We start from the raw sequence: 20,052 nt of genomic DNA, 5'->3' as shown, positions 1-20,052 counted from the left end.
AAGGCCCACCGTCCCCACGCGTCGGCCGTGAGAGAGCCGAAGGGGCGCGCCGGTGTCGAGAGCCCGAGCGCGCGGAGCCCCGAAGGGCCGAGCACGGTCGGGCTCTCGACACCGGCACGGAGCGCCCCGCAGGCGACCGAGCCAAAAGAAGGTAGGTCACCGCCCGGTCAGCCGACAACGGCGGACCGGGCGGGAGCGCGTTCGGGCCTGCGCAGGTCGACCGCGTGCTCGACCTTCGCGAACCGGTGCGCGGGCTTCTCCGTGACCGCGCGCCGCAGCGGACGCGCCGCACCCGCCCGGGTGGACGAGGGAGTCGGCAGGGTGAACCACACGACCTTGCCGGACTCGCCGTCCGGCCGCACGCCCCAGCTCTCGCTGACCGCGGCGACCATGGCGAGCCCGCGCCCGCACGTGGCGAGCGCGTCGGCGTCCTTGGTGTCCTTGAGGTCCGTCACGACCGGCAGACGCGGGTCGTGGTCGCGCACCGAGACCATGAGTCGGTCGAGCAGCAGCTCGATCTCCACGGTGCACGTCTTGTCGGGCTGGGCATGCCGGTGGACGTTGGTCAACAGCTCTGTCACACCGAGCGCGGCCCGGTCTATGAGGGGATCCAGGTGCCAGTAGCGCAACTGCGCCGATACGATTCTGCGGACCTGGCCGATCCGCGACGGCAGGGCTTGGAGCTCCACTGCGCAGTGCCTGCTTGGGTGACTGATCACGGCTGCGACTCCCCGACGTAGAGGTCCGGAAGAACACGGAGTTCGGATCGATCCAGCAGAGTGCCTGCGTGACACGGCCGCCTGCTGTCGTGGCCGGCGGCTGGTTCGCAGCGTTATCGCCGGTAAACCCAGAGTGACGTGAGACCAGCGTGGCTCAGGGGATGCGCTCCCGCAACTCGCGGTCGGCGTGGCGACCGCAGATACAGCCGACGGGACGAGCGCCGACGCAGCCGGCGGAGCCGACCGCACAGTGCGGCGGTTCAGCCGCTACGCCCCGCGGCCCTGCGTACGGCCTCGATGAACCGGCGTGCCGCGGGCGGCCCCGGCTCGCCCGGAGCGGGGTCGTGGTCGCCCAGAGTCAGCAGGTACCGCTTGCCGTTGAGGTCCGCGAGCGCCCGGTCGTCGGGGGCGAACCAGGGCTTGGAGGCGCGCACCGCCTGCACCGGCGCGCTGTCGATCTCGCTGCCGTAACTGGTGAGCAGTTCGAGCCTGCCGCCGCTGATCCGGACCTGCCCCGCCCGGGTCAGCGAGCGCAGTCGCTTCCCGATCCGCACGCCCGTGGCCGTGAACTCCGGCTCCGCCATGCCCTCCCGCCCCCTTGTGTGCGTCGGTGTGCCGGCCCGCTCTCTCGCGTGGCCGATGTCCCGTTCGTGTCGTGATCCAGTGTGCGCCCCCGCTCGGGACCTTTGCCCCGTCGGGCAGTCTGCCCGCCACCGGCGTCGAGCACCAGTACGCATGACCGCCTCGCCGAGGGCACCCGGAGCACTCGCGCGAATGCGCCCCCACACCTGTGCGCCTGTCTGTCCCCAGGGGTGCCTTTGGGGTGCTCAAAGGTGTGTTTATGCAGGTGAGAAGCGTGCGGGAGAAGTCTATGATCGGTGTGTCGGCCGCGCGACCCGCCGTGGCGCGCAGCCCTGAGGAGCCCCGCCGTGAGCACACCCCCAAAGACCCGGACCGGCGAAACCCTCGACGTCGACCACACCGACGTCCTCTACCGCGGCTGGCTGAAAGAAGCCGTCCGCAAGGTCCAGGCCGACGCCAACCGCTCGGCCGACACACACCTGCTCCGCTTCCCGCTGCCGGAGAAATGGGGCATCGACCTGTACCTGAAGGACGAGTCGACCCACCCCACCGGCAGCCTCAAGCACCGGCTCGCCCGCTCGCTGTTCCTCTACGGCCTGTGCAATGGCTGGATCCGGCCCGGCCGCCCGGTGATCGAGGCCTCCAGCGGCTCGACGGCCGTGTCCGAGGCGTACTTCGCCAAGCTGATCGGCGTGCCCTTCATCGCCGTCATGCCGCGCACGACGAGCGCCGAGAAGATCCGCCTGATCGAGTTCCATGACGGGCAGTGCCACTACGTCGACGACCCCCGCACGATGTACGAGGAGTCGGCACGCCTCGCGGCGGACACGGGCGGCCACTACATGGACCAGTTCACCTACGCCGAACGAGCCACGGACTGGCGCGGCAACAACAACATCGCCGAGTCGATCTTCCGGCAGCTGCGCCTCGAGCGGTTCCCGGAGCCCGCGTGGATCGTCGCCACGGCCGGCACCGGCGGCACCTCCGCGACCCTCGCCCGCTACGTCCACTACACGCAGCACGACACCCGCATCTGTGTCGCCGATCCGGAGAACTCGTGTTTCTTCGAGGGCTGGACCACCGGCGATCCGGACGTGACCTACGACTGCGGCTCGCGCATCGAGGGCATCGGCCGCCCCCGCATGGAGCCGAGCTTCGTGCCCGGCGCGATCGACCGGATGATGAAGGTCCCGGACGCGGCCAGCGTCGCCGCCGTACGGGCCCTGGAGCACGCCATCGGCCGCAAGGCGGGCGGGTCCACGGGCACCGGGCTGTGGAGCGCGCTGAAGATCGTCGCCGAAATGGTGGCCGAGGGGCGGCAGGGGAGCGTGGTGACGCTGCTGTGCGATCCGGGCGACCGCTACCTGGACAAGTACTACTCGGACACCTGGCTCGCCGAACAGGGCCTGGACATCACGCCGTACACGGCGGCGATCGCCTCCCTGCTGGAGACGGGCGTCTGGCCGGACTGACTAGTGGGTGGCCAGCCGCCGGTCCAATGAGGTGACAGCGTCCCGGAAGGCCCGTCCGAATCCCGCCCTGGCCAGGGGCAGCGCGAGACGGAACGGCGCCGTCCCGTCCGCGGCGAACGTCCACCGCACCCGCGTGCCGGTGCCGGCCGGGGCGAGCCGCCACTCCTCGGCCAGCGCGCGGGCGCCCGGCGCGTTGGTCAGGTCGACGCGATAGGCGTACACCTCGGGTTCCTTGGCGGCGAGGATCGTCTCCTGGAACCGCGTCCCGCCCTTGAGCCGGATCTCGCGTCGGGCGCCGTCCGCCAAGGGCCGGGCCAGTGTCACCGCCCCGAACCACTCGGTCCAGCCGGGCACGTCCTCGGCGAGCGCGCGGAAGACCGCCTCGGGAGACGCGGAGATCTCCCGCGCGAAGACCAGCCGTACGGGCGCGGTCTCGACGAACTCGATCCCCACCGGACGCAGACGGCGAGCCATGGAGAAAACCTCCTGGGAGGCGTGCGGTTGACCGGGCAGCGTCACCTTAGCTGACGGTCAGTCACCTGTCTGTACCGCCTCATCGGGCTCACCCGCCACCACCAGCCGCCGCAGATGCTCCGCGACCTCCGCACGCGCCTCGGTCGGCAGCCCGGCGTCCGTCACCAGGGTGTCCACCTGTTCCAGCGCCGCGAACGAACTCAGACCCACCGTCCCCCACTTGGTGTGGTCGGCGACCACCACGACCCGCCGCGCCGACTGCACCAGCCGCCGGTTGGTCTCGGCCTCCGCGAGGTTCGGCGTCGACAGACCGGCCTCGACCGATATCCCGTGGACCCCGAGGAACAGCACGTCGAAGTGGAGCGCCGCGATCGCCTGGTCGGCCACCGGCCCCACCAGCGAGTCGGACGGTGTGCGTACCCCGCCCGTCAGCACCACCGTGGCCGCGCCCTGCCGGGGGCCGGAGGTGCGCTGCGCCGCGTGGAAGACGTCGGCCACCCGCACCGAGTTGGTGACGACGGTCAGGTCCGGTACGTCGATCAGCTGGTGCGCCAGCGCGTACGTCGTCGTACCGCCCGACAGCGCGATCGCGCTGCCCGGCGCGACCAGCTCCGCCGCGGCCCGCGCGATGTCCTCCTTGGCGGTCAGCTCCAGACCCGACTTGGCCTCGAAGCCCGGCTCGTGCGTGCTCGCCTCGACCACCGGGACAGCGCCGCCGTGCACCTTCTCCAGCACGCCCTGCCGGGCGAGCGCGTCGAGGTCGCGCCGTACGGTCATGTCCGACACGCCGAGCTTGCGAGTGAGCTCGTTGACGCGGACGCCGCCGCGGCGCCGGACCTCGTCCAGGATCAGGGCGCGCCGCTGCTCCGCGAGGAGGTTCTGATTCTCGCTCACGTACGCTCCGGTCCTTTCGCCTCAAGCCGTCCGACACGCCCCGCGCACCCACTCCGACGAGGAGATTCTGCCCGTCTCCGGTGCGCGGACGTCCCATCCTTGCACGGGCCGGGGCGGGTCGCGGCACCGACTGTCCCGACGCGCGCATGTCACGAAGGCCACATTCGAGTCACGGCAGTCACACGGATCGGGGAAATTCCGCGACGAGGGGTGTGCGGAACGCGACTAGCGGAGATCCTTGTGCCCGCACGGACAGATGCCGACGGCGCGTCACGGGGGAAGTGCGAAACAGTGGAACGTGCGCAGGAACGTGTCTCGACCGGTACGGCGGACGACTCCGCCGCGCGGCCCGAGGAAGCCGGAACCGCCCTGGAGCTCCTGGTCCACGGAGTCGGCGGCACCACGCCCGAGAAGATGCTCGACGATCCGCGCACGGTGCGTGTCACCGGCGACGACACGGCGGCCGTCTTCCGCCGCGCCGAGGACGCCGACGCGGAGAGCAGACCGGAGGACTACCGCGGCCGTCCGGTGCCCGAGGCGTACGTCTGGTGCAACCTCACCTCCGGCAACGGCACCCGCGCGCTGTGGCTGTTGCTGCTGCCGTTCATGGTCGTCAACCTCGCGCACTGGATGCGCCCCACCGCGCGGGGCCGCAAACGGACGGTGCGCCTGTACGGGCTGCTGGTGCGGCTCACGGCACTGACCCTGACCGTGCTGCTGGTCGCCGCCGCCTGTGAGGTCGCCCTCGACCTCGCGGCGTGGCAGTGCGCGGGCACGTACGCGTGCACCGAGCGGCACTCCTGGCTCGGCTTCCTGTCACCAGCCGTCTCGGACGACGGCTGGTGGAGCAGGCCCGGCCGCCGCCTCGCCCTCGCCGCGCTGGTCCCGGCCGCGCTCACGGGCCTGCTGTGGTACCTCTCCCACCGCACCTGGAGCGCGTACGAGTCCCAGCAGCCCATGACCCGCACCCCCGAGGCCGACGAGGAGACCGGCCGCACCGCCCTCGGCCGACCCGGCTTCTGGTACGGCCGCCGTCTGGTGGCCCGGCTGCGTGCCGCCCACACCGCCGCCGGACTGCTGACGGTCGCCGCGGCGGTCGGCACGTCGGCCGCACGGTTCGACCACCGCCCCGGCGGGCCCGCGCTGCTCGACGTGCTGGGCCGCCTGCTGGAAGCGGCGCTCGTCGCCGCCGCCGTGGCCGTGGTGGCGGTGGTCTGCCGCCGGGGCCGCAGCGAGAACCGCCTCGACCGGGAGCTCGACGCCCGCCTCGTACGACAGCTGCCGCTCGCCGCCCTCGTCCTGCTGGTCCTCACCGCGGTCTACGCTGGCTGGGAGCGCCCGGGGTGGGAGTCGGCCGGCCGGCTGCCGGGCGACACGACCTTCGGCACGATCGCCCTGGCCCAGGGGCTGCTGGTGATCGTCCTCGGAGCGGTCGCCCACGTGCTGCACCGCGCCCATCCCGATCCACGCGCCGCGATGCGCGGACTGGGCGGGCCCGCCGTCGCCATGCTGGCCTGCGCGCTCGGCGGGGTGATGTCCGGCGGCGTGTCCCAGCGCGTCGCCGACTGGCTGGACGGCACCGGCACGAACATCCCCGGCCCACCGGTCCTGCTGACCTGGCAGGCGTCCGTGATCCCGCCGCTGCTCGTCGTGCTGCTGGTGCTGTGCGGCTGGCTGGGCCGGCGTGCCTGGGTGCTGCGCCGGGCCGAGATGGGCGCGGTGGAACGCGACTACCCCGGCGAGCCGAAGGACACCACCCGCACCCGCCGCATCGCGCGCACCCGCGCGATGGCCACCCTCACCGACCGGGCGCCCCGCATCGTCGCGGTCACCTCCGCCACGACCCTGCTGCTGGGCGCCGCGGCCCTGGTTGGCGCGATGATCAGCGACAAGACACCCGGTCAGGCCGCTGACGGGTCGTTCGCGTTCGTCGAGGGCGCCGCCGAGACCGCCGAGGCGCTGGGCTCCTGGCTCATCGGACTCGGCTTCATACTCTTCGTCACCTGGGGCCGGCGCGCCTACAAGGACCCCTCGGCCCGGCGCACCATCGGCATCCTGTGGGATGTCGGCACCTTCTGGCCGCGCGCCGCCCACCCGTTCGCCCCGCCCTGCTACGCCGAGCGCGCGGTGCCCGATCTGACCTGGCGGATGGCGACCTGGACCGCCGCGACCGGCGGCCGCCTGGTGATCTCCGGGCACTCGCAGGGCAGCGTGCTCGCCGCCGCGGCGGCCTGGCAGCTGAAACCGTCCGTCCGCAAACGCGTCGCCCTGCTGACCTACGGCTCACCGCTGGAGCGCCTCTACGGCCGCTGGTTCCCCGCCCACTTCGGACCGGCCGCGCTCAGCGCCCTGCACCACGACGTCGACTGCTGGCGCAACCTGCACCGGCGTACCGACCCCATCGGCGGCCCCGTCCGCCTGTCCGGCGACTGCGGCCCCGAGGTGGACCGGGAGTCGCTCAAGGACCCGCTGGCGTACGGCCGTACCGATCAGCATCCCCTGCCGGCTCCCGTCCTCGGCCACTCCGACTACCAAGCGGACCCGGCCTTCGCCGAGGAACGGCAACGGCTGCTGACCCGGCTGCGGTCGGAGGTCCCGGCGCCGCGGCCCGGAGAAGGGGCTCAGGACAGCTCCGGCAGGTCCTCCGCGTAGAGCAGTGTCAGGTCGTCGGTGCTCGGGTCGTCGACCTGGGCGACACGGCTCGCGTGCCGCTCCACCATCGCCTCGAAGGTCTGCCGGGCGGTGCGGCCGTTGCCGAACGCCGCTCCCTTGGGGATCTCCGTGAAGTACTTCAGCAGCGCCTCCGTCGCGCCCGGCGCCAGCCGGTACTCGTGCTCCTCGGCCTGCTGCTCGACGATCCGCAGCAGTTCCTCGGGTCCGTAGTCGCTGAAGGTGATGGTCCGGGAGAAGCGGGACGCCACACCCGGGTTCACGGACAGGAACCGTTCCATCTCGGCCGTGTAGCCCGCGACGATCACCACGACCGCGTCCCGGTGATCCTCCATCAGCTTCACCAGCGTGTCGATGGCCTCCTTGCCGAAGTCACGGCCCGAGTCCTCCGGCGACAGCGCGTACGCCTCGTCGATGAACAGCACACCGCCCCGCGCTCGGTCGAAGGCCTCCTGGGTGCGGATCGCGGTCGAACCGATGTGCTCGCCGACCAGGTCGACGCGGGACACCTCGACGAGATGGCCCTTCTCCAGCACGCCGAGGGAGGCGAGGATCTCGCCGTAGAGACGGGCGACCGTGGTCTTGCCGGTACCGGGGGAGCCCGTGAAGACCAGGTGGCGCTTGACCGAGGCCGCCTTCAGGCCCGCCTGCTGCCGGCGCCGGCCCACCTCGATCATGTCGGTGAGCGCCCGCACCTCGCGCTTGACGCTGTCCAGGCCCACCAGCGCGTCCAGTTCACCGAGCACGGACTTCGAGGTCCGCGCCGGTTTCTCCGGCTCCGCGGGCATGATCAGCGGTTCCTGCTCGGTGCTGCGCTGCCCGGGAATCGAGCCGAGCAGGCCCGGGGAGCGGCTCACCGTCTGCACGGCGGTCTCCGTCGCGGTCGGCTGCCGCACGCCCGCGCTCTCGTCGCTCGTGCAGTCCTCGACCACGGGGCCCGTCCCGGACGCCGCGTCCGGGCCGCCGTCCGCGAACTCGTACCCGCCCCGCGCGCACCGCTCCGTGCGGCACTTCTTCAGCGTCGTGCGGCAGCCGTCGATCACATGGAAGCCGTAGCCGCCGCTGCCCGTCACCCGGCAGTTGAGGAAGCTGCCCCGGCCGCCCGCCGAGACGTAGAAGCCCGCTTCGGCGGGGGAGTCGACCGTGCAGCGCTCTATCGTCGGGTCGGCGCCCTTGGTGACGATCACGCCGGTCTGCGTGGCGTCCACGGTGCAGTTGTTCAGGGTGCCGCCGCTGCCGTGGTCGCGGAACCAGGCGCCCGTCGCCGCGTCCCGGATCCGGCAGTCGTCCAGCTGCGCGGTGGCGCCGTCGCTCACCGACACGGCCGTGTTGCGCACCTGCGACAGGTCGCTGTCGACGACGTCCGCGCGTGAGCCGCGGTCGAGGACGAACAGGGCGTCCGGCACGTCGTGCACCCGGCAGGAGTCCAGTACGGCCGTGGCGCCGTCGCTGACCCAGACGGCCGGGTAGTCGCCCGTGCTGTCGAAGATCTCGCACTGGTTGGCGTCCACGCGTGTGCCCGGATCCCACACCGACAGGCCGTTGCGGCCGAACTGACGCACCGTCGTCCGGGTCAGGGTGAGGACCGAACGGGAGCGCAGGTCGACCGCGTTCTCCGGGATGTCGTGGATACGGCAGTCGGCCAGCGTCAGCACCGCGTCCGTGTCGAGCGTGACGCCGTCGGCGGTGGTGCGGTGCACATCGCAGTCGGTGAGGTGGGCGGTGGCCCGGCCGGTGACCTGGACGCCGCTGCCCCGGACCTCGTAGACCTCGCAACCCACCGCCTCCAGTGCGGAGTTCTCGCCGGTCGCCGACAGGCCCACGCCCGAGGCGTGGTGCACCCGGCAGCGCTCCAGCCGGGGGTGCGCGCCCCCGCGCACCGCGACGCCCGCCTGCCCGGCCGCGACGATCTCGCAGTCCTCGAACACGCCGCCCCCGCCGTCGAGTACGGCGATGCCGATGCCGGCCGGGTTGTCGACGGTGCAGCGCCGGACGGTCGGCCGCGCGCCGCCGCGCACCTCGATCCCGGCCGCCGACCGCGTGACGATCCGGATGTCCGTGAGCTCCGGTGTGCCCTCCTCGACGAGCAGGGCGGGCGCGGCCGCGTCCTGGCCCTCCACATGCAGGTCCTGGACCACCGCCGAGGCGCACACGGTCAGTGGCACCCCGTCCAGGGGCGCGATCCGCACGGAGCCGGGGGAGCCCTCGGGGCCGCGCAGGGTCACCGCCCGCTGGACGACGAGGTTCTCCCGGTAGGTGCCGGGGGCTACGGTGAGGACGTCGCCGTCGGCCGCGGCCTCCAGGGCGGCGGCGAGCGATGCGTACTCACCCGTGCGGCGCCGCCACCTCGATGTGCCGGTGTGCGTCACCTGGACCGTGCCCTGTGCCATGGCGTTGCTGTGCCCCCACCTCGTGGTTCTCATGGTTCGCTTGCCTTCGGGGCGCGCCTTTGCGACTCCCTCGCGCGCGGGTTGATCCGAAGAGTTCGGCCGGTCCACCGTAGCGTGCGCGCAGGCGGTGGGTTGACCAGAGCCGGAAGGCCGTCAGCTGCCGGTGCCGGTCCTGCCCCAGTCCGGACCCGCCCGGTCCCAGGCCTGGTCCCAACGGGCGTACCGGCGGCGGACCATGCGCCACACCATCAGCCTTCTGCCGCCCTCGACGAGGCCCGCGGTCAGCAGGGCCGCGCCGAAGCCGGCGAGGACGGCATGGGTCGCCGCCGTGGCGGAGTCCAGTGGCCGGGCCACCATGCGCCCGTGCTGGTCCGTCCATATCGTGAAGTGGTCGCCGGGGTACGGTTTCTGAAGGCTCGCGATGAGCGTGCCGTGGTGCGCGGTGCCGTCCGGGGCGGTCCAGTCGGCGAGCACCCGGCTGCGCAGGTCCCGGCCGGTGGCGGTCTCGGGGTCGGCGTCCAGCGGGGAGCGGTCCAGCTCGCGGACCACGGTGGCCGTCACCAGGTGACGGGACTCGCGCTGCTCCCGGACGGAGCGCTGCAGGGCGTCCTGGGCGACGCCGCCGACGAGCGCGCCGCTCACGGGCCCGACGACCAGGATCAGCAGCAGGGCCACCAGGGCCACCCAGGCCTCGACCAGATCGGTCGTGCGGCGCAACGGGTTGTGCCGCCAGCGCCAGAGTCCGCTGATCGCTCGCACCGTCCCGCACCCCTTCCCGCTCCGTGATAACCCCCGGCGGAGCCGTTCTTCACGCGCGGGCCCGGTCAAAGAGAGAGCGAAATCACCTGTGACCGGGTCCTCTCATGAACTTCTCACGGAACCCAACGCCCGGGCCCCCGGGGCGGATTCCCAGGCCCCCGAGCGGGCGGACCGTCCTGTTCGAGCAAGTCCAGGACGGTGACCGGATCACCGACCCGGATCGTGCCGCCGGACTCGGGCACCAGGTTCTGTCCGAAGACGAGCTTGCCGCCGATGCGGCGATGCCGTCCGAGGGTGTGCAGGGGTTCCTTGCCGCGCTTGGCGGTGCCCTGGTCGGTGGTGGTCACCACGCACCGACCGCACATCTTGGCGACGCGGAAGGTGACCTCGCCGATGGCCACGCGCGACCAGTCGTCCTCGGCCCAGGCGGCGGTGCCCGCCACCACCACGTTCGGCCGGAAACGGTTCATGGGCAGGGGGCCCTCCTGCGCGTGACCGCCCTGGGCGATCAGGGAGTTGAGGGCGTCGAGCGAGGACGCCGTGGTGAGCAGCAGCGGGTAGCCGTCGGCGAACGAGACGGTCTCGCCCGGCAGCGCGAACTCCGGGTCGACGGACCGACGCGTGGCCGGGTCGTCCATGTGGACCAGGCGTGTGCCGACGCCCAGATACGCACTGCACCAGGCGTGCGCGGCGTCGCCCTCGGCCGGAACGCCTTCGACCTTGTCGCGGAAGACGTTCACCGGCACGGTGCCCGCCGGCCGCGGCACGGGCACCGTCAACGGGTCCATTCCGGGCGCGGACAGCCGAACACCGCCGCCGGGCAGGAGCTCGGCGGCGGCAAGAGCGAGGCGCGGGTGCTCGCGTTGTGTGACGACCTTTCCCCCGTCGTCGATCAGCACCCAGCGCCGGTCTCCGGTCAGCCCCCAGGGCTCCACGACGGCCTGCCGGGGCGCCAGGTCCCGGAACGCCTTGACCGGATGGACGTGAATGGACTGCAGTTGCGGGTTCCCCATGCGGTCATCGTGCCAGGCGGCACCGACAGCCCTGGGGATGAAATCAGTACCCGCGGTACTGCTGGTTGTTGTAGGGCTCCTGGTACGGAGCCTGCGGGGGCCGGGGAGCCGCGGGGCGCATCGCCTCGTAGCCCGTGCCCATGCCGGGGCCGGCAGGCCGGGGCTGCTGCGGTTGCGCACCGGGGTAACCACGCGGCGCGGCGGCCTGTTGCGGGATGTACGCAGCGGGCGCCTGCTGCAACGGGGCGGGCTGCTGGGCCTGCGGATAGCCGTACGAGGGCTGGGACGGGCCCGCCGGCAGGGCGGGCAGTGCCGACGGCAGCGCGGGCAGGTGGCTGCCCGGCGTGTCGTATGCGGCGGGGACCCGGATCGGGGCGATCTGCGGGGCGCCCCGCTCGGCCACGAGTGAGTCGTAGATCGGAGTGTCCGGGAAGGAGGCGGAGTAGTAGCCGCCGCCATAAGTGGAGCGGGGGGAGGTCATGGCACATAAGTTAAGCCCACGATGTGCTGGTTGGGGAGACCGATAAGAGGGTTGTTTTTCGTGTCGGCAGTGACGCGGGATCCCCAATGCGAGCGAACTCGGCAAAAAGGGGCGGCGGGCAGGGCGTTTTTCATGTAAAGGCCGAGTTCTCGGCAGGTTACCGGTGGTTGACCGCCGGTGTTCCCGCGCACTTCATGGGACTTCGTCGACTCGGGGATTATGTTGAGAGTTCAGACAATCGGACGGGACTGCCGGGGTGCGGCCTGGCGCCGTGAGTCGTGATGGGGGCGGACATGTCAATGCCGAAAGGATCGAATGTTCCGGTGCCGACGACGGCACTGCGCGTCGAATTGGGCCGGCGTTCCGGACCGGGCGTGCCCGACGTGGACGCGTCGGCGCTGCTGCTGGTGGGCGGAAAGGTCCGTTCCGACGCCGACTTCGTCTTCTACAACCAGCCCGCGCACTCCTCCGGTGCTGTCCGGCACGAGGGCAAACGGGAGGAGGGCGGCAGGGTGACCGACACCCTCGTCGTCGACCTCGCGCGCGTGGAGCCGGCCGTAGAGACCGTCGTACTCGCCGCCTCCGCGGACGGCGGTACGTTCGCGGCCGTGCCGGACCTCTACATCGAGGTCAGGGACGCTTCCCAGGGCACGGTGGCCGCCCGTTTCGACAGCGCGGGAGCCACCGTCGAAACCGCTTTCGTGCTCGGCGAGTTCTATCGCCGTCAGGGCGCCTGGAAGTTCCGTGCCGTGGGCCAGGGCTACGGCAGCGGGCTGGAGGGCCTCGCCACCGACTTCGGGATCACCGTGGACGAGCCGCAGCAGGCCGCCCCCGTGACCGCCCCGGCGCCGGTCGCGCCCCCGCCGCCCGCCTCGGCGCCGGTGCGGCTGACCAAGGTGACGCTCACCAAGGCGGCCCCGTCCGTCTCGCTGACCAAGCAGGGCGGCACCTCGGGCGCCATGCGGGTGAACCTCAACTGGCAGGTGCGCAAGCAGTTCTCCGGGTGGGCCGGCAAGAGGGGCCGCTCCGTGGCCACGCACGCGGACCTCGACCTCGACCTGTGCGCCCTGTACGAACTCACCGATGGCAGCAAGGGAGTCGTCCAGTCCCTCGGCAACGCCTTCGGCGCCCTGCACCGGCCCCCGTACATCCACCTCGACGGCGACGACCGCACGGGCGCCGTCGAGAGCGGCGAGAACCTCACCGTCAACCTCGACCACAGGCAGGCCTTCCGCCGCATCCTCGTCTTCGTGACCATCTACGAAGGGGCGCGTTCCTTCGCCGACCTGCACGCCACGGTCACTCTCCGGCCGCAGTACGGCGCCCCGATCGACTTCTCCCTCGACGAGTGCACCGTCCCCTCCACGGTCTGCGCGCTCGCCCTGATCATCCACACCGGCAGCGACCTGGTCGTCCAGCGCGAGGCCCGCTACCTGGTGCCCGAACGGGGCGTGAGCCCTCAGAGGACCGTGGACCACGCGTACGGGTGGGGCATGAACTGGACCCCCGGCCGGAAGTGAACCCTCAGGTCTCGTCCCCGACGACGGCGTCCGGACGCGCGTAGGTACGGCCCTTCCAGGCCGCACCGCGTCCCCTGTAGTGCAGCACGGCGGAATCGACCGTCATGAGGAGGTACAGGAAAGCGGTGAACGGCAGCAGGGGAGCGAGCCACGGGGGCTGGCGGTAGTAGCGGAGCATCGGGACGTACGTCCCCGTCATCACCAGCCACGCGAGACCACCGACGACCGCGGCCGCCGTACTCCCCACGGCCGCACCCACGAGCACGGCCACCGGTGGCACCAGGTAGACCAACGCGAGCCCGGCCACCGTGGCGGCCAGCAGCACAGGGTTGTGCCGCAACTGCGCGTACGCGCTGCGCGACACCATCCGCCACAGGTCGTGCAGTCGCGGATACGGGCGCACACTGTCCACCCGCTCCGCCAGCCCCAGCCAGATGTGGCCGCCCCCGCCCTTGACCGCCCGCGCGAGCGCCACGTCGTCGATGACGGCCTGCCGGATGACGTCCGGGATCCGCGCCCGCTCGGCCGCCTCGGTGCGCAGCAGCACACAGCCGCCCGCCGCGGCCGCCGTGCGCGCCGTCCTCCGGCCGATCCGGCGGAACGGATAGAGCTGCGCGAAGAAGTACACGAAGGCGGGTACGACGAGCCGCTCCCACATGCTCTCCACCCGCAGCCGGGCCATCTGGGAGACGACGTCGAAGCCTCCCGTGCGCGCCGCCGCGACCAACTGCCGCAGACTGTCCGGCGCATGGGCGATGTCGGCGTCGGTCAGCAGCAGATATTCGGGGCCATGCGCGCGTGCCAGGCCGATGCCGTGGCGCACCGCCCAGAGCTTTCCCGTCCAGCCCGCGGGCGGCTCGCCGGGCGTGGACACCGTCAGCGCCAGCCCGCCGTGCCGCCGTGCCAGTTCCCGCGCGAGCTCCCCGGTGCCGTCCGAACTGCCGTCGTCGACGAGGAAGACCTCCGCCCGTCCCGGATAGTCCTGGGCGAGCAGCGACGGCAGGCTCGCCGACAGCACCGCGGCCTCGTCGCGTGCCGGTACGACGACGCAGACGGCAGGCCAGTCGTCCGGTTCCCGCCGTGGCGGCAGTCCGACGTCCGTGCGCCAGAAGAAGCCCTGGCCGAGCAGCAGCCACAGCCAGGCGACGAGTGATCCGGCGGCAGTCCACACGATGGCGCTCACGCGCGCAGTCTGCCCCACCGGGCCCGTCTCCAAGGGCCCATCGTCTATCGTGACCGGGTGAAGATCGCGCTCATGGACTCCGGAATCGGTCTGCTGGCGGCCACAGCCGCGGTACGGCGTCTGCGCCCCGACGCCGATCTCGTACTCTCCCTGGACCCCGACGGCATGCCCTGGGGCCCCAGGACCCCCGAGGACCTCACCCGGCGGGCCCTGGCCGTCGCCGAGGCCGCCGCCGCGCACCGGCCCGACGCCCTGATCATCGGCTGCAACACCGCCACTGTGCACGCCCTGCCCACCCTGCGCGCCCGCCTCGAACCCGGCATCCCGGTCATCGGCACGGTCCCGGCGATCAAGCCGGCCGCGGCCGGCGGCGGGCCCGTCGCGATCTGGGCGACGCCCGCCACCACGGGCAGCCCCTACCAGCGCGGTCTCATCGAGGAGTTCGCCGACGGAGTGGCGGTCACCGAGGTGCCCTGCTACGGGCTCGCCGAGGCGGTGGAGCACGCGGACGAGACGTCCATCGAGGCCGCCGTCGCCGCCGCGGCGGCGCTGACCCCCGACGAGGTGACGACCGTGGTCCTTGGCTGCACCCACTACGAACTCGTCTCCGACCGCATCCGCACCGCGGTGCAGCGCCCCGGCTTCCCGCCGCTCGTCCTGCACGGCTCGGCGGGCGCGGTCGCCGCTCAGGCGCTGCGCCGGCTCGGCGAGCAGCCCGCTCCCCGGGCCACCGCCGACGGGACCCTGACCGTGCTGCTGAGCGGACGCGAGGGCACCCTGCCCGAGCCCGCCCTGGCCTATGAGGAGGGCAGGCTCCTCCAGGCGGTCATCCCCGCCCGGTGACCGAGAGGCACTTCTCGGTCTGGCGCACACCTGACGGATGCGGATAATGCGGACGTCTCGCGTCCACTGTGCCTCCGCCCGGCTCAGTCACCCTCCGCGACGAGCTACCCGCGCAGCGAAACCTGAGTAGTCTCATAGGCATGAGGGACCATCCCCACGGCGAGAACACCCACCACCCCGACGTCTGGACCGGCCGAGCCTCGAACCGGTTCCAGTGGCTGCTGGCGCTCGTCGGCGCCGCCTGCCTGGCCCTCGGCATCGAGCTGGCCGTCGACTCGCCGTGGACGTCCGGCATCGCCCCGCTGGTGATGGCGGTGGTCGGCTGCATCGCGGCCGGGCTGCTCGTCCTCTTCGGCACCCTCGCGTTCGTGCACGTGGCCCTCAAGGTCGACAAGGAGTGCCTGGAAGTGCGCTGCGGCCACATGGGCCTGCCGCGCCGCCGCATCCCGCTGTCGCACGTCGCCGGCGCCGAGGTCGACCCGCACGTCACCCCGCGCCACTGGGGCGGCTGGGGTTACCGCTGGCGTCCCGAGAAGGGCACCGCGGTCGTCGTACGACGCGGCGAGGGCGTGGTGCTGCGCCTGTGGGACGGCCACACGTTCACCATCACCGTGGACGACGCGGAGGCGGCCGTACGCGTCATCCGGGCCCGGCTGCGCTCCGGCGCGGCGCGCTGAGCGCACCGAGGTCACGGAGCCAGGCGGTCACCATGGCGGCGTACGTCCGTCTCGTGCTGCGCCGGCTCCTCGGCGAGGGGGTGTGCCGTGGCCAGTCCCGCCAGCAGTCCCGTGCCCACCGACACCGTCGTGAAGCTGAGCGCGTTGCCGACGCAGGCGATCGCCGCCAGCGCCGTCAGGGCCGCGCCCGCGGTCAGGGCGACCGGCGTGGGACGCCGGGTGCGCCACAGCGCGTACAGCACCCAGCCGAAGGCCGCCGCCAGCAGGGCCACGCCGACGACTCCCTGCTCGGCCGCCTGCTGCAACGGCGCCGAATGCGGCTTGCCGTCGGACACCAGTGTCTGCGTCGCCGTCGTGCTGTGCTCCCCGAAACGGCCGGGGCCGACGCCCAGGGCCGCCTCCCGCTGCGCCATGTGCAGCGCGTCGTGCCACAGCTCCACCCGGTGCTGGGTCAGCTGGCCCTCCACGGACGCGGTGAGCCCGTCCGGCACCGCGTTGCCGGCGACCGCCCAGGTCAGGCCGGTCACCAGGGCCGCGGCCAGGGCCAGCCCGGCGAGGCCCGGGCCGCGCTGGCGCATCCGGCCCGCGGCGAGCGAGCACAGCAGTACCACGACACAGGAGACGAAACCGCCTACCGAGCCGAGGGCGGCCGCGGTCACCGCGATCCCGGCGGCCAACGCGCGCAGGGCGAGCCGCAGGGCCGGGGCTTCGGCGGACCAGGCGGCGCAGCACGCGGCACCCGCGGACAGGGTCAGCAGGGCGGCCGTGGCGCCGGCGTGTCCGAGCGGCGTGACGATCTCGGGCCCGGGTGCGACGCGTGGCATGGCCACCGTCAGGCCCAGTCCGGCCAGTGCCCCGGCGCAGGGCGTGGCGACCGGGAGGAGCGCTCCGCAGATCCGACCCGCGGCATAGCCGGCGGCCACGGCCAGCACCGCGAGCAGCACGCCCTCGGGGCGGCCGCCGTGCGCGCCCGCCGTGATCAGGGACCACGTGGCACACGCCCCGAGGATCACGACGCCCGCCGCGTCAGAAACGTTTCGTCTGTCGCCGTCCTCCTCCGGACCGGCCACAGACGTCATCCCCGTGGAACCCACCCCGCCCCCCGAACCGGTCGCCCCCGACCTGTGACGGTCCCGGTCGTCGCGGGCGTTACCGGCCCGTACGACAAAGACTCCGGCACACCGTAACGGCTGATGGACGGTTTGTGGACGAGTTGGACCGAGTTGCGCAGGAACGTTGTGCCAGTCCGGCGGGGCAAGCGCCGACCGGGGCCCGGCGGACCGCGCTGTCGGCGCCAAGGTCAACCGCCGTACACTCCCACAGTGACCGTCACCGCAACCTCCGTGGGCGAGTCGGGCCGGACACGGCCCGAGTCCGCGCCCGCTTCGCGCGGGGCGCGGCTCCTGCGCCTCGTCCCGGCCGCCGCCGCGGCGCTCTCCGGAGTGCTGCTCTACGTCAGTTTCCCGCCGCGCACCCTGTGGTGGCTGGCCCTGCCGGCCTTCGCCGTGTTCGGCTGGGTGCTGCGCGGCCGCGGCTGGAAGGCGGGCCTCGGTCTCGGCTACCTCTTCGGCCTCGGCTTCCTGCTGCCGCTGCTGGTGTGGACCGGCGTGGAGGTCGGCCCCGGGCCCTGGCTGGCCCTGGTCGCGATCGAGGCGATCTTCGTGGCGCTGGTCGGTGCGGGCGTCGCCGCGGTGTCGAAGCTGCCGGGCTGGCCGGTCTGGGCGGCCGCGCTGTGGATCGCCGGAGAGGCGGCACGCGCGCGCGTGCCTTTCCACGGCTTCCCCTGGGGCAAGATCGCGTTCGGCCAGGCGGACGGCGTCTTCCTGCCGCTCGCCGCGGTGGGCGGCACCCCGGTCCTCGGCTTCGCCGTCGCCCTGTGCGGCTTCGGCCTGTACGAGGTCGTACGCCTGGCCGTGCTGATGCGCCGCACGCGGGCCGTACAACGGTCGGCCGCGGCCGTCGCCCTGCTGAGCGTGGCGGTGCCGGTGGTGGGCGCGGTGGCCGCCCGGCCGCTGGTCAGCGACAAGGCCGAGGACGGCACCGTGACCGTCGGCGTCGTCCAGGGCAACGTGCCCCGTGCCGGGCTGGAGTTCAACGCCCAGCGCCGGGCCGTCCTCGACTACCACGCGCGTGAGACCGAGCGGCTGGCCGCCGAGGTCAAGGCGGGCAAGGTCGCCAAGCCCGACTTCGTGCTCTGGCCGGAGAACTCCTCCGACATCGACCCGTTCGCCAACGCAGACGCGCGCGCCGTCATCGACCGGGCGGCCAGGGCGATCGGCGTGCCGATCTCGGTCGGCGGTGTCGTGGAACGCGACGGCAAGCTCCTCAACGAGCAGATCCTGTGGGACCCGGTCAAGGGACCCGTCGACACCTATGACAAGCGGCAGATCCAGCCGTTCGGCGAGTACCTCCCGCTGCGCTCGCTCATCGGTGCGATCAACAGCGACTGGACCTCCATGGTCCGCCAGGACTTCAGCCGGGGCAGCGAGCCGGGCGTGTTCGACATGGACGGCGCCAAGGTCGGCCTCGTCACCTGCTACGAGGCCGCCTTCGACTGGGCCGTGCGCTCCGAGGTCACCGACGGCGCTCAGATGATCTCCGTGCCCAGCAACAACGCGACCTTCGACCGCAGCGAGATGACCTATCAGCAACTCGCCATGTCCCGTGTCCGTGCCGTCGAGCACAGCCGGACCGTCACCGTCCCGGTGACCAGCGGCGTCAGCGCGATCATCATGCCGGACGGCAGGATCACGCAGAAGACCGGCATGTTCGTCGCCGACTCGCTGGTGCAGAAGGTGCCCCTGCGCTCCTCGCAGACGCCCGCCACGCAGTTGGGCATCCTGCCGGAGATCGCCCTCGTGCTGGTCGCAGCGGGCGGGCTCGGCTGGGCCATCGGTGCCGGTGTGCGCGGGCGACGCGCCGGTGACGTGTAGCCGTACGCCGTCACACGCCCTCTGAAGTGCCCCGGAGCACCTGATCCCGCCCGTTAGGGTCGGGGCCATGGCTACTCCTGACTTCATCCGTACCATCCGGGCATCCGTGGGACACGAGTTGCTGTGGCTGCCCGGAGTCAGCGCCGTCGTCTTCGACGACGAGGGCAGAGTACTGCTCAACCGCCGCACCGACACCCGCACATGGTCGCTGATCGGCGGCATCCCGGAGCCGGGGGAGCAGCCGGCGGCCTGCGCCGTACGGGAGGTGCAGGAGGAGACGGGCGTGCACTGCGTGGTGGAGCGGGTCCTCATCGTGCAGGCGCTGAACCCCGTGACGTACGACAACGGCGACGTCTGCCAGTACATGGACATCTCGTTCCGCTGCCGGGCCGTCGGCGGGGACGCCCGGGTCAACGACGACGAGTCGCTGGAGGTGGGGTGGTTCGCCGTGGATGCCCTGCCGGGGCTGAACGAGTTCGGGCTCTTCCGGATCAAGCAGGCGCTGTCGGACACACCCACATGGTTCGAGCCCATGAGTTACGAGTGAAGTATGGGTGGTGACCACATGGGGCGGGAGACGGGTGCTGCCTAGGGTCGGGGGCATGACCGCTCGCAGTTCTCTTCCTTCTCCCCACGCCTCCACTCTCGACCTCGGCGGCCGCACCGCCCTCGTCACCGGCGCCGCCGGCGGCATCGGCCGCGCCTGCGTGCTGCGGCTCGCGGCCGCCGGGGCCAAGGTGAGAGCGGTCGACCGGGACGCCGCCGGTCTGGAGACGCTGGCCGAGCAGACGCGGGAGCTGGCGGGCAGCCTCGAACCGCACGTCCTCGACCTCACGGACCTGGACGCCGCCGAGCTCGCCGCCGCGGGCACCGACGTCCTGGTCAACAACGCCGGGCTGCAGCTGGTGCGCCCCATCGAGGAGTTCCCGCCCGACGTCTTCCACACCGTGCTCACCGTGATGCTGGAGGCGCCCTTCCGGCTCATCCGTGGCGCCCTGCCCCACATGTACGGGCAGGGGTGGGGCCGCATCGTGAACGTGTCCTCCGTCCACGGGCTGCGGGCCTCCGCCTACAAGTCGGCCTATGTGGCCGCCAAACACGGACTGGAGGGGCTGTCCAAGACGGCCGCCCTCGAAGGCGCGCCCCACGGTGTCACCTCCAATTGTGTGAACCCCGCCTATGTGCGCACGCCCCTGGTCGAGCAGCAGCTCGCCGACCAGGCCCGGGCGCACGGCATCCCCGAGGAGCGCGTGCTGGCCGACGTGCTGCTCCAGGACAGCGCAGTCAAGCGGCTGATCGAACCGGAGGAGGTCGCCGAAGCCGTGGCGTATCTGTGCAGCCCGCAGGCGTCCTTCGTGACCGGCACCTCGCTCGTCCTCGACGGCGGATGGACCGCGCACTGAGCGGGGCGAAGCCGGTGAGGCGCGGAGTTTTCCACAGGG

The 20,052-nt window shown here is 72.4% G+C and carries 18 protein-coding genes; 8 read left to right on the top strand and 10 right to left on the bottom strand.

Features of this window, described 5'->3' with window-relative positions:
- Window positions 1–167 precede the first annotated feature (167 nt).
- Window positions 168–719: an ATP-binding protein gene (locus tag ABT063_RS21485; protein WP_351058963.1), complete on the bottom strand. Its 552-nt coding sequence runs from the start codon at window positions 717–719 to the stop codon at window positions 168–170.
- A 260-nt stretch (window positions 720–979) separates the two neighbouring features.
- A complete protein-coding gene (locus ABT063_RS21480; protein ID WP_351058962.1) occupies window positions 980–1,303 on the bottom strand; it encodes a hypothetical protein in 324 nt (107 codons plus the stop codon).
- A gap of 345 nt (window positions 1,304–1,648) precedes the next feature.
- Between ABT063_RS21480 and cds1 the strand changes: the two genes are divergently transcribed.
- On the top strand, window positions 1,649–2,773 hold the full coding sequence (gene cds1 / locus ABT063_RS21475; RefSeq protein WP_351058961.1) for an L-cysteine desulfhydrase Cds1: 1,125 nt from the start codon (window positions 1,649–1,651) through the stop codon (window positions 2,771–2,773).
- On the opposite strand, the gene ABT063_RS21470 is transcribed toward cds1, so the two are convergent.
- Complete coding sequence (locus tag ABT063_RS21470) at window positions 2,774–3,247, bottom strand: SRPBCC family protein (RefSeq protein ID WP_351058960.1); 474 nt, start codon at window positions 3,245–3,247, stop codon at window positions 2,774–2,776. It abuts the gene before it with no gap.
- 57 nt (window positions 3,248–3,304) lie between these two features.
- Window positions 3,305–4,141: a DeoR/GlpR family DNA-binding transcription regulator gene (locus tag ABT063_RS21465; RefSeq protein ID WP_351058959.1), complete on the bottom strand. Its 837-nt coding sequence runs from the start codon at window positions 4,139–4,141 to the stop codon at window positions 3,305–3,307.
- Between the two features lie 291 nt (window positions 4,142–4,432).
- On the opposite strand from ABT063_RS21465, the gene ABT063_RS21460 reads away from it, so the two are divergent.
- The gene (locus ABT063_RS21460; RefSeq protein WP_351058958.1) at window positions 4,433–6,793 is read left to right on the top strand and encodes an alpha/beta hydrolase family protein; all 2,361 of its coding nucleotides are present in this window, start codon (window positions 4,433–4,435) and stop codon (window positions 6,791–6,793) included.
- Here the strand turns inward: ABT063_RS21460 and ABT063_RS21455 are convergent.
- From ABT063_RS21455 to ABT063_RS21440, 4 genes are all read right to left on the bottom strand, one after another.
- Window positions 6,763–9,201, bottom strand: coding sequence for a right-handed parallel beta-helix repeat-containing protein (locus ABT063_RS21455; RefSeq protein ID WP_351059050.1), 2,439 nt, complete (start codon window positions 9,199–9,201; stop codon window positions 6,763–6,765). The two genes, ABT063_RS21460 and ABT063_RS21455, sit on opposite strands and share 31 nt — an antisense overlap.
- A 153-nt stretch (window positions 9,202–9,354) precedes the next feature.
- Complete coding sequence (locus ABT063_RS21450; RefSeq protein ID WP_351058957.1) at window positions 9,355–9,960, bottom strand: Rv1733c family protein; 606 nt, start codon at window positions 9,958–9,960, stop codon at window positions 9,355–9,357.
- Between the two features lie 113 nt (window positions 9,961–10,073).
- Complete coding sequence (locus tag ABT063_RS21445) at window positions 10,074–10,973, bottom strand: MOSC domain-containing protein (RefSeq protein WP_351058956.1); 900 nt, start codon at window positions 10,971–10,973, stop codon at window positions 10,074–10,076.
- Between the two features lie 43 nt (window positions 10,974–11,016).
- Window positions 11,017–11,454, bottom strand: a complete 438-nt coding sequence (locus tag ABT063_RS21440; RefSeq protein WP_351058955.1) for a DUF6643 family protein — start codon at window positions 11,452–11,454, stop codon at window positions 11,017–11,019.
- Between the two features lie 299 nt (window positions 11,455–11,753).
- Between ABT063_RS21440 and ABT063_RS21435 the strand changes: the two genes are divergently transcribed.
- Window positions 11,754–12,974 carry a TerD family protein gene (locus tag ABT063_RS21435; RefSeq protein WP_351058954.1) on the top strand — a complete coding sequence of 407 codons (1,221 nt, stop codon included), beginning with the start codon at window positions 11,754–11,756 and terminating at the stop codon, window positions 12,972–12,974.
- A 4-nt stretch (window positions 12,975–12,978) separates the two neighbouring features.
- On the opposite strand, the gene ABT063_RS21430 is transcribed toward ABT063_RS21435, so the two are convergent.
- Window positions 12,979–14,157, bottom strand: coding sequence for a glycosyltransferase (locus tag ABT063_RS21430; RefSeq protein ID WP_351058953.1), 1,179 nt, complete (start codon window positions 14,155–14,157; stop codon window positions 12,979–12,981).
- A 57-nt stretch (window positions 14,158–14,214) separates the two neighbouring features.
- On the opposite strand from ABT063_RS21430, the gene ABT063_RS21425 reads away from it, so the two are divergent.
- Together ABT063_RS21425 and ABT063_RS21420 are read left to right on the top strand one after the other, a co-directional pair.
- Complete coding sequence (locus ABT063_RS21425; protein WP_351058952.1) at window positions 14,215–15,000, top strand: glutamate racemase; 786 nt, start codon at window positions 14,215–14,217, stop codon at window positions 14,998–15,000.
- A 140-nt stretch (window positions 15,001–15,140) separates the two neighbouring features.
- Window positions 15,141–15,677 (top strand): hypothetical protein, encoded by a 537-nt coding sequence (locus ABT063_RS21420; protein WP_351058951.1) that lies wholly within the window; start codon window positions 15,141–15,143, stop codon window positions 15,675–15,677.
- 11 nt (window positions 15,678–15,688) lie between these two features.
- Here ABT063_RS21420 and ABT063_RS21415 read toward each other — a convergent pair whose 3' ends face one another.
- Window positions 15,689–16,756, bottom strand: coding sequence for an O-antigen ligase family protein (locus ABT063_RS21415; RefSeq protein ID WP_351058950.1), 1,068 nt, complete (start codon window positions 16,754–16,756; stop codon window positions 15,689–15,691).
- A 243-nt stretch (window positions 16,757–16,999) separates the two neighbouring features.
- Here ABT063_RS21415 and lnt point away from each other — a divergent pair, with 243 nt between their 5' ends.
- The 3 genes from lnt to ABT063_RS21400 all read left to right on the top strand — a co-directional run bounded on the left by lnt (window position 17,000) and on the right by ABT063_RS21400 (window position 20,013).
- On the top strand, window positions 17,000–18,610 hold the full coding sequence (lnt, locus tag ABT063_RS21410; protein ID WP_351058949.1) for an apolipoprotein N-acyltransferase: 1,611 nt from the start codon (window positions 17,000–17,002) through the stop codon (window positions 18,608–18,610).
- 67 nt (window positions 18,611–18,677) lie between these two features.
- Window positions 18,678–19,157 carry an NUDIX hydrolase gene (locus ABT063_RS21405; protein ID WP_351058948.1) on the top strand — a complete coding sequence of 160 codons (480 nt, stop codon included), beginning with the start codon at window positions 18,678–18,680 and terminating at the stop codon, window positions 19,155–19,157.
- Between the two features lie 55 nt (window positions 19,158–19,212).
- Window positions 19,213–20,013, top strand: coding sequence for a 3-hydroxybutyrate dehydrogenase (locus ABT063_RS21400; protein ID WP_351058947.1), 801 nt, complete (start codon window positions 19,213–19,215; stop codon window positions 20,011–20,013).
- Window positions 20,014–20,052 lie beyond the last annotated feature (39 nt).

This window comes from Streptomyces sp. NPDC002838, from assembly GCF_040295365.1.
Taxonomy (GTDB): Bacteria; Actinomycetota; Actinomycetes; order Streptomycetales; family Streptomycetaceae; genus Streptomyces.
This window is presented reverse-complemented; position numbering and strand designations above follow the sequence as displayed.

Bases quoted from the DNA above. Each gene is read 5' to 3' on its own strand.
- ABT063_RS21480 (WP_351058962.1), bottom strand. From the start codon at position 1,303: ATGGCGGAGCCGGAGTTCACGGCCACGGGCGTGCGGATCGGGAAGCGA.
- ABT063_RS21420 (WP_351058951.1), top strand. From the start codon at position 15,141: ATGAGGGACCATCCCCACGGCGAGAACACCCACCACCCCGACGTCTGG.
- ABT063_RS21405 (WP_351058948.1), top strand. From the start codon at position 18,678: ATGGCTACTCCTGACTTCATCCGTACCATCCGGGCATCCGTGGGACAC.
- ABT063_RS21445 (WP_351058956.1), bottom strand. From the start codon at position 10,973: ATGGGGAACCCGCAACTGCAGTCCATTCACGTCCATCCGGTCAAGGCG.
- ABT063_RS21440 (WP_351058955.1), bottom strand. From the start codon at position 11,454: ATGACCTCCCCCCGCTCCACTTATGGCGGCGGCTACTACTCCGCCTCC.
- ABT063_RS21415 (WP_351058950.1), bottom strand. From the start codon at position 16,756: ATGACGTCTGTGGCCGGTCCGGAGGAGGACGGCGACAGACGAAACGTT.
- ABT063_RS21400 (WP_351058947.1), top strand. From the start codon at position 19,213: ATGACCGCTCGCAGTTCTCTTCCTTCTCCCCACGCCTCCACTCTCGAC.
- ABT063_RS21455 (WP_351059050.1), bottom strand. From the start codon at position 9,201: ATGGCACAGGGCACGGTCCAGGTGACGCACACCGGCACATCGAGGTGG.
- ABT063_RS21470 (WP_351058960.1), bottom strand. From the start codon at position 3,247: ATGGCTCGCCGTCTGCGTCCGGTGGGGATCGAGTTCGTCGAGACCGCG.
- ABT063_RS21435 (WP_351058954.1), top strand. From the start codon at position 11,754: ATGCCGAAAGGATCGAATGTTCCGGTGCCGACGACGGCACTGCGCGTC.